The organism is Spirochaetia bacterium (assembly GCA_022482625.1).
Classification (GTDB): Bacteria; Spirochaetota; Spirochaetia; order Sphaerochaetales; family Sphaerochaetaceae; genus Pleomorphochaeta.
Map to the genome: position 1 here is coordinate 1,958,822 of JAKVOU010000001.1, position 14,149 is coordinate 1,972,970.

Annotated in this window: 12 protein-coding genes; 9 read left to right on the forward strand and 3 right to left on the reverse strand. The window is 42.8% G+C overall.

What is annotated here, in order from left to right:
* The first annotated feature begins 153 nt into the window (after nucleotides 1-153).
* The 6 genes from LKE40_08870 (at nucleotide 154) to LKE40_08895 (ending at nucleotide 8,100) form a co-directional block, all read left to right on the forward strand.
* The gene (locus LKE40_08870) at nucleotides 154-1,743 is read left to right on the forward strand and encodes a helix-turn-helix domain-containing protein (protein MCH3917560.1); all 1,590 of its coding nucleotides are present in this window, start codon (nucleotides 154-156) and stop codon (nucleotides 1,741-1,743) included.
* Nucleotides 1,740-3,230 (forward strand): sensor histidine kinase, encoded by a 1,491-nt coding sequence (locus LKE40_08875; protein MCH3917561.1) that lies wholly within the window; start codon nucleotides 1,740-1,742, stop codon nucleotides 3,228-3,230. Before LKE40_08870 ends, LKE40_08875 begins: the two co-directional genes overlap by 4 nt.
* Nucleotides 3,231-3,367: 137 nt before the next feature.
* The gene (locus LKE40_08880; GenBank protein MCH3917562.1) at nucleotides 3,368-4,366 is read left to right on the forward strand and encodes an ABC transporter substrate-binding protein; all 999 of its coding nucleotides are present in this window, start codon (nucleotides 3,368-3,370) and stop codon (nucleotides 4,364-4,366) included.
* Between the two features lie 136 nt (nucleotides 4,367-4,502).
* Entirely contained in the window at nucleotides 4,503-6,014 is a 1,512-nt protein-coding gene (locus LKE40_08885; GenBank protein ID MCH3917563.1) for a sugar ABC transporter ATP-binding protein, read from the forward strand.
* On the forward strand, nucleotides 6,011-7,075 hold the full coding sequence (locus LKE40_08890) for an ABC transporter permease (GenBank protein ID MCH3917564.1): 1,065 nt from the start codon (nucleotides 6,011-6,013) through the stop codon (nucleotides 7,073-7,075). The genes LKE40_08885 and LKE40_08890 overlap by 4 nt, the downstream gene beginning before the upstream one ends.
* A 2-nt stretch (nucleotides 7,076-7,077) precedes the next feature.
* Complete coding sequence (locus tag LKE40_08895) at nucleotides 7,078-8,100, forward strand: sugar ABC transporter permease YjfF (GenBank protein ID MCH3917565.1); 1,023 nt, start codon at nucleotides 7,078-7,080, stop codon at nucleotides 8,098-8,100.
* A 141-nt stretch (nucleotides 8,101-8,241) separates the two neighbouring features.
* Here the strand turns inward: LKE40_08895 and LKE40_08900 are convergent, their stop codons facing one another.
* A complete protein-coding gene (locus LKE40_08900) occupies nucleotides 8,242-9,363 on the reverse strand; it encodes a thymidine kinase (GenBank protein MCH3917566.1) in 1,122 nt (373 codons plus the stop codon).
* Nucleotides 9,356-10,015, reverse strand: a complete 660-nt coding sequence (gene deoC, locus LKE40_08905) for a deoxyribose-phosphate aldolase (GenBank protein ID MCH3917567.1) — start codon at nucleotides 10,013-10,015, stop codon at nucleotides 9,356-9,358. Before deoC ends, LKE40_08900 begins: the two co-directional genes overlap by 8 nt.
* A gap of 141 nt (nucleotides 10,016-10,156) precedes the next feature.
* Here deoC and LKE40_08910 point away from each other — a divergent pair, with 141 nt between their 5' ends.
* Genes LKE40_08910 through LKE40_08920 form a run of 3 tightly spaced genes read left to right on the forward strand, consistent with a single transcriptional unit; the run spans nucleotide 10,157 to nucleotide 12,641 of the window.
* The gene (locus tag LKE40_08910) at nucleotides 10,157-11,095 is read left to right on the forward strand and encodes an 8-oxo-dGTP diphosphatase (GenBank protein MCH3917568.1); all 939 of its coding nucleotides are present in this window, start codon (nucleotides 10,157-10,159) and stop codon (nucleotides 11,093-11,095) included.
* Nucleotides 11,082-12,002: an aldo/keto reductase gene (locus LKE40_08915; protein ID MCH3917569.1), complete on the forward strand. Its 921-nt coding sequence runs from the start codon at nucleotides 11,082-11,084 to the stop codon at nucleotides 12,000-12,002. Before LKE40_08910 ends, LKE40_08915 begins: the two co-directional genes overlap by 14 nt.
* Before the next feature lie 39 nt (nucleotides 12,003-12,041).
* Nucleotides 12,042-12,641 carry a YigZ family protein gene (locus LKE40_08920; protein MCH3917570.1) on the forward strand — a complete coding sequence of 200 codons (600 nt, stop codon included), beginning with the start codon at nucleotides 12,042-12,044 and terminating at the stop codon, nucleotides 12,639-12,641.
* A gap of 5 nt (nucleotides 12,642-12,646) precedes the next feature.
* On the opposite strand, the gene LKE40_08925 is transcribed toward LKE40_08920, so the two are convergent.
* Nucleotides 12,647-14,071: a M28 family peptidase gene (locus LKE40_08925; GenBank protein MCH3917571.1), complete on the reverse strand. Its 1,425-nt coding sequence runs from the start codon at nucleotides 14,069-14,071 to the stop codon at nucleotides 12,647-12,649.
* Between the last annotated feature and the right edge of the window lie 78 nt (nucleotides 14,072-14,149).

Genomic DNA, 14,149 nt, shown 5'->3' on the forward strand with positions numbered 1-14,149 from the left:
AATTTTTATCGGTTCCTTATATTTTTAGTCACTATATAAAACAAACATAGTAAACTTTCAATTGTCAAAGATAATTGTCCCACAAATATAAGAATTTTCTAGCTTCCTCACGGATTGTTGGATATGATGAAAGCAAAAGGGAGGAATCACATAATGGCCATCAGTATCTTTTTGGCTGAGGATGAGCTGATCATACGTCGTAGCATCAGCAAGAACATAGATTGGGAAAGTGAAGGTTTTGAATTTCTCGGAGCAGCTGCAGACGGAGAACTGGCACTGCCGCTTGTCCTTGCAAAAAAACCAGATATACTCATCACTGACATCAAGATGCCTTTCCTTGACGGACTGCAGCTATCAGAACTGGTCAAGAAAAAACTACCGAAAACAAAAATCCTGCTGCTAACAGGATACAAGGACTTTGACTTTGCAAAGAAAGCCATAAGCATCGGTGTTACAGATTACATCCTCAAGCCTATCACAACAGAAAAACTCATTTCCCGTCTTCAGGATATAGCATGGGATATTGAAAACGAACGGGAAAATTCCAGATTGTTAGAAACTTACAAAGCTGAAAAAGCAGAACGGAAAACTGCTTCACGAAACAACTTCTTTGCCAAACTGATCTCCAACATCTACACATTCCAGCAACTTTTGGACAAGGCAAAGGATCTGGACCTGGATCTGGTAGGTACCCAATATGCCATACTTCTTCTCAAGATGACCTTCAGGGAAAGCAACTTGGAAAACGAACAGAAAATAAATGAATTGGAACAACATCTCCCGCTCCCTGACGGATGGATAACTTTTGACCGAGGTGCGGAAGGCCTTGGAATCCTTTGCATCAACTTCGAACCGTCAGAGTGGAAAAAAGAGCATGACCTGCTTTGCAATTATCTTGACCAGAATGAAGGTTTGACATATTTCGGAGCAGTAGGACCTGCAGTAAAACGTCTCACTGAAATTTCTCAATCATATCAAAAAGCAAGCAAGGCTTTTGCCTCCCGTTTCTTTATCGACAGAGACAATATCATCGAAAGCTATGATGCCGTCGGCAATCCTGAAGAAAAACTAGGAACCATTCCATTGTTCCGTTTGGACAGTGACAATATAGACAGAACCATCATTGAACGTTTCCTACAACTTGGGCAACAAGAAGAAGAAGGCCCTTTCATTACGGATTATCTGCAGAAATTTGATGACATCTCCCTTGATTCCCTTGATTTCAGACACTATCTGATGATGGATACATACTTCTGTTGCAGTGACTTTCTTTGTCGTATCGGTTATACAAAAGCAGATCTCAAGCCTTTGGATATAGCACGGCTACAGGGATGTTCAAGGCAAAAACTTGCATCCTGCTTATCTGAATTGCTAAGGCAGACCTTGCAATTACGTGATTCCGTTTCCCACAGCACACACAGCACGCTCATCGAAAATACAAAGAGGTTCATGGAAGGACATTACAACAGCAAGCAAATGGCACTGAACTATGTAGCAGACGAAATGGGTATCAGTCCAAATTACCTTTCCACCCTTTTCAGCAATGAAACAGGCGAGACTTTTACTGAATATCTCACAAAGCTCAAAATGGAAAAGGCAATTGAATTGCTCCTTTCTACTGATATGCGTTCAAGTGAAATTGCCATTGCCATAGGCTATCAGGATCCACATTATTTCAGTCATATGTTTAAAAAATATACAGGACTTTCACCACGTGGTTACAGGACAAGGAAAAGCCAATGAAAAAGAACAACCGTATGACCAAGAACTCCTTGAGTCACAGACTCAAGTATTATTTTGAACAATCGGTAATACCCTTTTCCCTGCTCGTCATCCTGCTGCTGATTTTCTTGGTATATATAGGCAATGCCTACAATCAGATCGTGCTCAATATTACTACGGCAAACGAATACATCCTTACATTCAAGCATGATGTAGACTATGCTTTGTATAGGACGGTCATTGGTTCCGCAAATTCATGGGATACGACATTCGACAAAGATATAAAGGATCCCTATATTACCATCAGCAACATGAAGCAGAATATGCTGAAGCTTCAGAAAATGACCAAAGACAAAGCAAACAGGACCAGACTGAAAAACATTATTTCCAGGTTGGACAGTCTCAAGGGCATGGCAGATACAATCAACCAAAGGGTAAAGGAAAAAGGCCATTATGATGAAAATATGAATTTCCTGGAACTCAATGTATACATTCTGACAGAGTTGATTACAAGCCAAGTCCATGAGTATGTCTACTATGAAGCAGCACATCTGGAATTGGTCAGGCAGAATCTGATGCGGACCTTATTGGTAATGATCGTAGCTGGACTATTGTTCTATTTTACCCTTCTGTTCCGTCTGCAGCGAATAAACAAGGATATTGCAGAAAGTGTACTCAAACCTATCGAAGACATCTGTGATGCGACAGGAGAAATAGCAAAAGGAGAATTCATCAACGTCCAAGATGAGAAATACGATTATGAAGTTGCCGTTCTTTCTTCATCAATCAACCACATGTCAAGGGAAATCGAACGGCTATTGGAAAAAACAAAGCAAGAACAGGAACAGCTCAGGTTGACAGAACTCCAGCTGTACCAATCACAGATAAATCCCCATTTTCTTTATAACACCTTGGATACCATCGTAGCTCTGGTAGAAAGTAAAATGCCAGAAGATGCCGTCATGTTGATTGAACGGTTGTCGGATTTCTTCAGGACTTCCTTGTCTGAAGGAAAACCAAAGATCCTTATCAAAGATGAAATCAGACATGTACAGTCATATCTGGAAATCCAACAGGTACGTTACCAGGATATCATGCAATTTTCCATAACAGTAGATCGGACTCTGATGAATTATCTGATCGTCAAGCTGACACTTCAACCCTTGGTCGAGAATGCACTCTACCATGGCATCAAGCAACGTAGGGGTGTCGGACACATCATCATAACAGGACATGAAGATGACCAAGGAGATATTCTCCTTATGGTCCGTGATGACGGTATCGGCATGGATAAGGAAAAACTCCAGGAACTGCAGGATTCTTTGGAATCAAAGGTCCCCGCAGGGAAAAGAACCTTCGGATTGTACAATGTACACCAACGGCTCAGGCTTAATTATGGACAAACATATGGACTGACCCTTGAAAGTACCCTCGGAAAGGGAACTACCGTATATGTAAAGCTTCCGAAAGAACAATCCAAGGATGATGTTAACGAACACGCAAAATGAAAATAATCAACTTTTTTTCATTTTTTTCAACCACAAAATCAATCATATCCAAAAAAAATCATCATATTGGATAAAATCATCCGTATCTTTATCAAAATTTGTAGCATACAATACTAGCATAAAAAAGGAGATACGCAATGAAAAAGACTGTATTGTTTCTCAGCATACTGCTTTCAGCCGGTATGCTTTTCGCAAACGGCACCCAAGAAACTGCAGCTGGGACTACTTCGGGGCAAAAAGACCTGATAGTCGTCGGATATGCACAGGTCGGAGCAGAATCAGATTGGAGAACAGCTAATACTGAATCCTTCAAGACGACATTCACCGAAGCCAATGGTTACAAACTGATTTTTGATGATGCACAGCAGAAACAGGAAAACCAAATCAAGGCGATCAGAAGCTTCATCCAGCAGGACGTCGATTATATCGTATTGGCTCCTGTCGTAGAAACAGGATGGGATACAGTACTGAAAGAAGCAAAAGATGCAGGTATTCCGGTCATTCTGTCAGACCGTATGGTAAAAGTATCTGATGATTCACTTTATACTTGCTGGGTAGGCGGAAACTTCAAGAAGGAAGGTGAAGATGCCGGTAAGTGGCTTGCCTCATATCTTGATAAACAAGGTAGAAGCAATGACAGTATCAATATTGTCACTTTACAGGGAACCATCGGTTCTTCAGCCCAAGTAGGACGGACCGAAGGTTTCGCAGAAGAGCTTGCAAAACACTCGAACTGGCACATGCTTGCTCGTCAGACTGGTGAATTCACCCAAGCAAAAGGCCAGGAAGTCATGGAATCGTTCCTGAAAAAGTATGATGATATCGATGTAGTCATCAGTGAAAACGACAATATGTCATTTGGTGCCATCGACGCAATCAAAGCTGCAGGAAAGACCTGTGGTCCAAACGGCAAGATCATCATTGTTTCCTTTGATGCTGTCCGTGCTGCTTTTGAAGCAATGAAGGCCGGAGATCTGAACTGTGCCTGTGAATGTAACCCATTGCATGGACCAAGGGTAGCTCAGTTGATCCAAAAACTCGAAAAGGGCGAGAAAGTCGAAAAGATCAACTATGTTGATGAAAAGGTATTCCCCGCAGAAGTTGCTGCAGAAGTTGAACCGACAAGGAAATATTGAACACTGTCTGCACTCAGGGAGACGGAGGAGCGTCCTTCGTCTCCTTTTTTTCAGGTAACTTCATTGATTGCATTACAACGACAGGAACTACAAGGTTTCTGATTTCATCAAGACAATACATCTAAAAGGAGGTCCCATGGAAAACATACTGTTATCCATGAAGGGAATTTCCAAGTCATTTCCAGGAGTAAAAGCTCTGGATAAAGTTGATTTTAGCCTAAATAAGGGCGAGATTCATGCACTGATGGGAGAAAATGGCGCTGGAAAAAGTACCTTGATAAAGGTACTTACCGGTGTGCACCCTTTTGAAGAAGGGACTATCCATCTGGAAGGACATGAAGGACATTTACGCAACAGATCTCCCGAAGATGCACAACGGAACGGCATCAGTACCGTGTTCCAGGAAATCAACCTTTGCCCTAACCTTTCAGTAGCAGAAAACCTTTTTATAGGCAGGGAACCAAAGAAACACGGAAACATAGACTGGAAAGCAATGAACACAAGGGCTAAGGAAGTCCTATTGAAAATGGATATGGATATCGACGTCACCCTTGCTTTGGAAAACTACTCAATTGCCATGCAGCAGATGGTAGCAATTGCAAGAGCTGTCGATATGTCCGCAAAAGTTCTTATTCTGGATGAACCCACTTCGTCCCTTGATGACCAAGAGGTTACGAAGCTGTTTGCTATAATGAAAAGGTTGAAGGAACATGGAGTAGGCATCATTTTCGTTACTCATTTTCTCAACCAAGTTTACGAAATCTGCGACAGGATAACTGTTCTGCGAGGCGGCAAGCTAGTCGGGACTTACACAGTTGCTGAATTACCACGCTTCCAATTGGTATCAAAGATGATGGGCAAGGATTTGGATGAACTATCCGATCTCAGAGCCTGTGGCACCAATGAATGCAAAGGTGATGTCCTGATTGAAACAAAAGGACTGGGAGTGTCCGGTTCCATCAAACCTTTCGATATTGCTCTCCATAAAGGGGAAGTGGTCGGTCTTGCAGGTCTTCTAGGTAGTGGCAGAAGCCAATTAGCCAGAGCTATCTATGGTGCCGACAAACCAGACAAAGGAAAACTATTTGTACGGGGAAAACAATTTGTAGCTCACTCGCCGCTGGATTCCATGAGACAGGGCATGGCATATCTACCTGAAGACAGAAAAGAAGAAGGAATTATACCTGATCTGTCAGTCAGGGAAAACATCATCATTGCCTTGCAGGCACGGAAAGGTTTTTCAAAGGTAATTTCCAGAAAAGAACAAGAAGATTTATGTAACAAGATGATCGATTTACTCCAAATCAAGACACCTTCGACGGAAACAACCGTCAAACAACTATCAGGAGGAAACCAACAGAAAGTCATCTTGGCCCGTTGGTTACTTACTTCTCCTGATTTCTTCATTCTGGATGAACCTACCAGAGGTATAGATATCGGAACAAAGACAGAAATACAGAAACTTGTCATAAAGCTTGCAAAAGAGGGCAAAAGCCTGATGTTCATTTCTTCAGAAATCGATGAAATGCTCAGAACCTGTAACAGGATGGCAATACTCAGGGATGGTGAAAAGGTCTCTGAACTACAGGAAAATGAACTGTCGCAAGAAAATATAATGGCTACGATTGCCAGCGGAGGGAAGAAATGAATCAACAACTGGTAAGACTTACGAAGAAACGTCTGTTTATGCCCATACTATGCTTGTGTATCGTATTGCTCATCAATGTCATCAAGACACCGGACTTCTTCAAGATAACCGTAAGGGAAGGAGTTTTCTACGGATATATCATCGATGTCATCAACAGAGCCAGCGAATTGGTGATACTTGCTGTCGGTATGACGCTTTGTATTGCGTCTTCTGCTGGAACTGATATTTCCGTAGGTGCCGTCATGGCTGTAGCCGCTGCAGTCTGTTGCAGCATACTTGCGGGTGGACAGGTCTCCGTCACTGCATATCAGAACCCTTATATAATCGCAGTCTTGGCTGCCTTGGGAGTCGCAGTCCTCTGTGGAGCCTTCAATGGATTCTTGGTAGCCAATCTGAAAATCCAGCCTATGGTTGCTACGTTGATACTGTTTACAGCAGGGCGAGGTATCGCTCAACTCATTACAAATGGACAGATTACTTATGTAAGGGTAAGCAGTTATAAATTACTTGGAGCTAATATTCCAGGAGTTCCTCTTCCGACCAGTGTCTTTGTTGCAATCCTTGTCATAATCATAGCACAGACTATATTGCGAAAGACTTCACTGGGTATGTATATCGAGGCTGTCGGTATCAATGCAAAGGCATCAAGGCTGGTAGGACTCAAAAGTACGGCAATTATTTTCCTGACTTACGTTATCTGTGGATTGTGCGCAGGCATCTCAGGAATCATCATGTCCAGTAGGATATATTCTGCGGATGCAAACAACATAGGCCTATTGATGGAACTTGATGCCATTCTTGCAGTTGCCTTAGGTGGCAACAATTTGGCTGGTGGCCGATTCAGTATGACGGGTTCAATCATCGGAGCTTACACTATACAGGCCTTGACCACTACCCTCTATGCTATGGGTGTCAGTGCTGACCAGATTCCAGTCTACAAGGCTCTTGTTGTCATTGTCATCGTCAGCTTGCAGTCTGAAGTAGTCAAAGCAAAGTTCAACGATATCAAGAAAAAACATGAATCAAGAAAGACTCTAGTAGCCACAGTGGAGGTTCAGTGACAATGAAACTAAAGAAACATTTTGATTCCAAGACAGTATTGCTGTGGATTACTATCCTCCTGTTTTTTTCCATGTATATCATTGGTATGGTCATTTACCATGACAGAGGCTTTGCAAACCTACAGAATTTTCTCAATCTCTTCATCTCCAATGCAGGATTGATTGTCATCAGTGCAGGCATGACTGTCGTCATGATTACCGGAGGCATAGATATTTCTGTCGGTTCCTTCGTTGCCATGGCCTGTATGATTCTTGCTGACCTGATGGAAAACAAAGGTTTGGATGCAAGTACAGCAATTTTCTTTGTACTGATTGTAGGTATAGTATTCGGCTTTGTACAAGGCTGGTTCATATCTTATCTGAAAATCCAACCGTTTATCATGACTTTGGCAGGTATGTTCTTTGCAAGAGGTATGACAGCAATCATCAGCCAGGATATGATAAACATACAGAACAAGACGTTCCTGGCTATAGCTTCCCATAAGATCTATCTGCCGTTCGGCGGCTATCTGAACAAACATGGCAAGCTCATTCTTCCGTATATCTATCCCACGGTAATCGTTGCCTTGATTGCACTGGTAATCATTTTCTGGATGCTTAGATATACAAAACTCGGCAGGAATATCTATGCAATCGGCGGCAATGAACAAAGTGCAATGCTGATGGGCCTGGACATAAAGAAAACAAAACTTATTGCCTATACGATCAGTGGCCTGTGCAGCGGTATCGGTGGTACTCTGTTCTGTCTGAACACCTGCTCAGGCTTCGTAGAGCAGGCAAAAGGCTTTGAAATGGATGCTATCGCATCAGCAGTCATCGGCGGTACATTGCTGACAGGAGGTGTTGGCAATGTCTTCGGAACCCTCTTCGGTGTATTGATCAACGGTACCATCCAGAGTTTCATTACATTCCAGGGAACTCTTTCCTCCTGGTGGGTACGAATTTCAATTGCAGCACTCCTGGCCTTCTTCATCATTCTCCAAAGCATCTTCGCTTTCATCACAGAAAGAAGGAAAGGCTTATAAAAACATGACTCTCAAACTTTGACTCCAGGTACCTGGCCAGAAAGATGACATCCTCCGCTTGAACAAGCCTCCAAGAGAAAAAGCCATCAATATTTTGACCAGGTACCATTTTTTGTTCTTGCAATAGCAACGGAAAGACTATCAGAGTTCCATTGGTCTTTTATTGTCTTCCAATACCTTTTCCATATATTTCTTGTCCAAGCCAAGGTCTTCCGTAAGTATCCTGAACTTCTGTACATCCAACAGGTTCTGCTCACATAACAGATAAACCAACGCCCTCTCTGCTATATTACCGACCAACAGACTGTCATAATATACCTGTTCCAACGGCATGCCGGCATAACGCTGATGCAGATTATTGTACAGGCTTGAATCTTCCATATGATACTTGAGGCAATACAGCTCCTTATGCAAACCATCCAAATTGCCTTTTGCAGCATCTTCCCCCAACGGCTTCAGTGTATAAAATGTATATTCCTTGCCAGGTAAGAAATGATGTAGATCACATCTTGCCTCATAGTTGGGTTCCAAACGTGAAGTCTTGACCCTGTCTCCACCGACAATAATCAATGGATCAAAATAGAGAGCAGGACATTCTTTTCCTTCTACCCTATAGTATCTGTATGTATAGAAAGCCGGTTCCAGGCAATCCGGATGTTCACAATAGGCCGTCAAGGGAATTACATCAGTGGCAATATCCAACATGAGCCTTGCAGTAGAATTGAACAAATCCCTGCGAAAATTCATGATCAAAGTAGGAAAAATAAACATAATTCCTTTTTCAAGACTGTTGTTCCGCACGACATAGGCAAGTCGTTCATCAAAGAAGGAAGCTTCATCAATGATATAGGTTCCGACGGTAGGATTATCTTCTATTACCCTTTCCAAGCCAAAGGAATCCTTGATCCTGGCAATGTTGCTGCCACATCGGATGTAGCCGCTGCGATATGCCAAGGCATCATCAGGATATTGTGAGAATCGGCCATCCACGGCATCCTTTATGAAAAAAACATTCCTTCGGTCTACGCGCCCCTGACTGGTAGCCCTGCCGACCACCGCACTCTTTTTCTGTGCTACGGCTGCATCCCGCCACACACGTGCAGCAAATTCCGTCTTGCCGGATCCCATCGGACCGATAAGCAAGACTCTCCTTCCCGGCAGGGTAAAATCAAAATGACTGAACGTATCCAGTACATGCAATGTGGGAAAGCCAAGGCTTTTAAGAAAGCAAGAAACCTTGCCATCAAGTCCTTCATCAGGCATGTGTAGCAGCCCCTTTGACGATTGCGATGCCACTGCTTGCACCAATCCTGCTGGCACCGGCATCAATCATTGCCTTTGCTTCTTCATAAGTGTGGATACCACCGCTTGCCTTGACACCAATCTCAGGGCCGACAGTCTTTCTCATCAGTGCTACATCCTCAGTTTTTGCTCCAGCCGAAGAGAAACCTGTGGATGTCTTCACATAATCGGCTCCGGCTTCGACAGCAAGATGACATGCCTTGACCTTTTCCTCATCATTGAGCAGACAAGTCTCAATGATTACCTTGAGCAATCTGCCATTACAGGCTTCTTTGACCGTCTTGATATCCTGTGATACAAGATCGTACCGCTTATCCTTCAGGAATCCGATATTGAGTACCATGTCAATCTCATCTGCACCATCCTTCACGGCCTGTCCTGCTTCAAAGGCTTTTGCCTTGGTACTCATCGCTCCCAAAGGGAATCCGATAACAGAACAGATGTTGACTTTTGTATCTGCAAGCAACCCAACACACTGAGCCACCCGACAGCTATTGACACAGACTGATGCAAATCCATATTCTCTGGCTTCTGCACAGATTCTTTCAATATCCGCTTCTGTAGCTTTTGCAGCCAAAAGCGTATGATCAATATATGATGCAATATTCTTCATGTTGATGATACTCCTTTTCTTTGGTGTTGCCCTGATTCTACTCCAACATGTACTTGAAGACAACAACAATATAGACCTTTCGTCAATTCGACAGGAGGTAACCGATTGACCACAACAGCTCCTGCAAGCTACTCTTACAGCATGAAATTCCTTACTGCATTATCAGACAATTATCTTTGGATTCTGGTTGCCGTGCTCCTGGTCAATCTGCTACAGAAGCGATTCCCTCATTCCTATAAGAAAAGATTGGCAACAATTTATATTGCACTGTTGCTTCTTATCTATAATGTCTTGATCATCCTTATAATAGTAAAAAAACTTAACCCATACCTGGCAATTCCTGCAGCAGTACTGTTGGTCTTCGTTGGTTTCCTTTTCAGGAAGCATGTCTGGCCTTTCAAACTCCATTGTACTTCGTGCGGGAAAAGACTCAACATGGACCAAATACTTGGAAACGATGACAATCTCTGCAGTGAATGTTATCTGAAAGCCCACCCTGAAGAAGCTGAAAAAAAGCGACAGGAACAGGAGAAACAGGAAGAGTTGGCAAGACAGGCTGCTGAAGAAGAAAAATTTGTTTGTCCTGATACCGTCGATGAAATAGACTGGGACAGTTGGGAGCCAGAAGAACGATGTACGCTGGTGTACCTCATAGATGGAGATAAGATTCTCTTGATTGAGAAAAAACAAGGTATGGGAACAGGACTCGTCAATGGTCCTGGCGGTCATATCGAACTTGAAGAAACGGCCGATGAGGCAGCAAAAAGAGAGTTCACAGAAGAAACTGGACTGCATGTACACGAAATCACAAAAGTCGGAGAGCTCAATTTCCAATTCAAAGACGGAGTCTCCATGAGAGGCTATGTCTATCTTGGAAATGGATGGGACGGAGAATTGAAATCATGTGATGAGACAACTCCATTCTGGTGTCCGCTGGATGAATTGCCTGTGGACAAGATGTGGGAAGATGACAGACTCTGGATCAGAAAAGCCATCCAAGGCGATAATTTCACCGGTTGGTTCATTTTTGACGGAGAAAAGATGCTTTCAAAGAAACTCAGTTTTGATGAACAGGAGTGAACTAGGACTAGGACTTTGGCAGGCAGGAGGGGGGTTTGGCTTTTGGGAAGATCAAAACAGAAAAGATTCCCTTCAGGTCCTTCACAAAGCCATACGCAGCGACATCATACATTATGATACGGCCCAATCCTATGGAAACGGAACAAGTGAACAACTGCTTGGACAACAATGTAAGAGATTCCAAGCAACAAAACCAAGAAATTCTTTTTTCTTTGCCACAAAATTACAAAGTCAGATTCCAGATAAAGTAGAGCAACTAGTTGGGAAAAGTCTCCGGCGTCTCTGTACTGATTACTTGGATCTGCTATATCTTCATTGGCCATCTTCTGGAAAAGATCCAAGATACATGCTTGATGCAATGAGAAAAGACAAACGGATCAAATATATCGGCGTCTGTAATTTTCCTCCTGCACTGCTTGCACAACTACTCAAAGATACTGCTCTTGACTATTTCCAATGTCCGATTTCCTTGCTCTGGACCAGACATTTATCCGAACTTCTCCATCTTTGCAAAGAAAGAAACATCAAGATAGTAGGTTATAGCCCATTGGGTATGGGATTGCTTTCAGGCAAACACAGCCTGCCTCCTGATGATGCCAGAAGCAACCTCTATTGTTATCAGATACCTCAGGCATACAAGGCTTTTCTTGACCTGACAGCCTTGTTGTCAGAAATAGCAAGCAAACACGCTGCCACAGCCACTCAGATAGCACTTTCATGGTCTCTAGACCAACAGGCACAAGTTATCCTGACCGGAGCAAGGAACAAAGAGCAGTTAGATACCAGCCTGATGGCAAAGGAACTTATACTTACGGAAGCAGAAAAAAACAGCTTGAAAGAGGCTGCAGAAATTCTCCAACGCCAAGCTCCTGCTGAAATGGACAATATCTTTGCCCATCAATGGTAAGCCTTTGCCATACAAGGCATACCGGAGTATAGTAAATATATGAAAGTTCCCATAGATACGGCCAGAGCAAACCTGGAAATAAAAAAATCAAAATTCATAGCAATTGCCTATCCTTGTACAACCTTGCAGGAAGTCAAGCAACTGGTTACAGAAACAAAAGCAGCATATCCGGATGCTACCCACGTAGTCCATGCTGCAATAGTCGGCCCTACAGGAACAAGTTTTTCCTTCAGTGATGACCATGAACCTAAAAATACGGCAGGACGGCCTGCTTTTGAAGTCTTGAGAGGAAGTGGCATCACGGACATTGCCGTCATGATCATCCGATACTTCGGCGGGACTTTGCTGGGTACCGGTGGCTTGGTAAGGGCTTACGGAGACAGCATGAAGGCTGTATTGGAAAAAACAAAGACTGAAGAATTGGTCCTGAAGAAAAATTTTTCCCTGCAGACCTCATATGACCTGTTCGAACCAATCAAGGCATTGCTTGAACAAGCCGGATGCACCATTGCTGAAGAAACCTTTACTACGACAGTAGATTTTTCCGGTTCAATACCAGAAACAGCATGTATGGAACTGGTCCGACAGGTTTCCGAACTTTCAAAAGGAAAGGATACTATCATTTTCTCATCAGTCTGACTGTTTTAATCTTTCTTGGTAAGCTTATGGATATCCAATTCAGGAAAAGAGACTTCATCCTCATCTGTTTTTGCATCCAAAATGATTTCCTCTTCGTCAAACCGACCTTCATCAACGATCTGGCACAGTCGTATAGAAAGCGAAATTGCTTTTTCCAACGCATGGATATCAATCTTATCCAGGGTATCTTCTTCAGTATGATAGTACTGATGACTTCTGCCCTCACAGGAAACTCCCATCAGCGTACAGGCTTCTATACCGGCACGATAGCCTTCTGCAGCATCAGTTCCACCACAAAACATCGGAAGGGGGCCTGTTTTTACTTTATATCCCATTGCCTGCGCAATCTGTTTGCATTTACCGGCAAATTTGACTGAAAGCTGTTGTGTACCATTGATATCTGTATCAAGAAAAATCAGCTCAGAACTATCATACAGGCAGTCAAAGTTCAGTTGTAAGCCATGTTTCAAAAGAGAACTGTATTTGTCGAACCATGCACGGGAACCTCTGAGGCCTTCTTCTTCTCCATCAAAAGATGCAAAGATCACACGGGTATGCTTCAAAGCTTTCCCGTTTTCTTTTCTCCAATGAAAAAATCTGGCAAGCTCGATTTCCATGGCAACTGAAGCAAGATTATCTCCTGCACCAGGAGAAAACTCATCAGAAAAAAACTTCTTCAGAGGAAGCAGCAAAGGAAAACAAACCAAGAAAATTACCAAGAATACTACCGAGCCAACAGGAGGAAATCCTATGGCAAACAACCGACCTGTAAAAATTTCAACAAACAGCTGTACCAATAAAAGTATTCCTATCATGAAAAAAAGCCCGAATGGAACAAGAACCTTGACTAGATAATCCTTCTTACTTGTTCTGCTGAATGCCGAAATAGGGGCACTGTCATGGTGCGCAGAGAACAAGACAGTATGTGTGACTTCTTCTTCAGGTTCTATGATACCATGGACATTGCGGCCTTTTTTTCCTTTGAAACGTTTTTCCATCCAAGATATCGGACGGTATAAAATGAATTGCCTGATTACCATAAAAGCAAAAAAGACATATATCAGACCTGCAGTAACAGGAAAGCCAAAAAAAAGTAAGATAATGACGAGAAGATACACATAAGGCATCTGTCCAATCCACGATATATATCCATCTCCATGATGGATAAAATCCTGTTGCGTAGTGATATCACAGTATCGGCTGAACAAATCCTTGATTTTTTCCGCAGCCTTCAGACAACTTTCGGAACCGCTGGGACGAGGCCCGAATAAGGTCAGTATGTGCTTTGTAACCTCCAATGCCTTCTGAGCCAATACTCCGGCTTTGAGCGTTTCAACATCTTTTTGACGAGAACTATATATATGTTTGGAAAGCAAGGCATCATTGCCCTTTCTCTTCTCCCTTTTCCTAAAAAGTTTTTTCAGTTCCATACAGGAAAGATGGCGCTGTCTGGAAAATATGTCAAGAAACAACAATCAATTGTCTGAGAACTTTTTATTGAGACAATA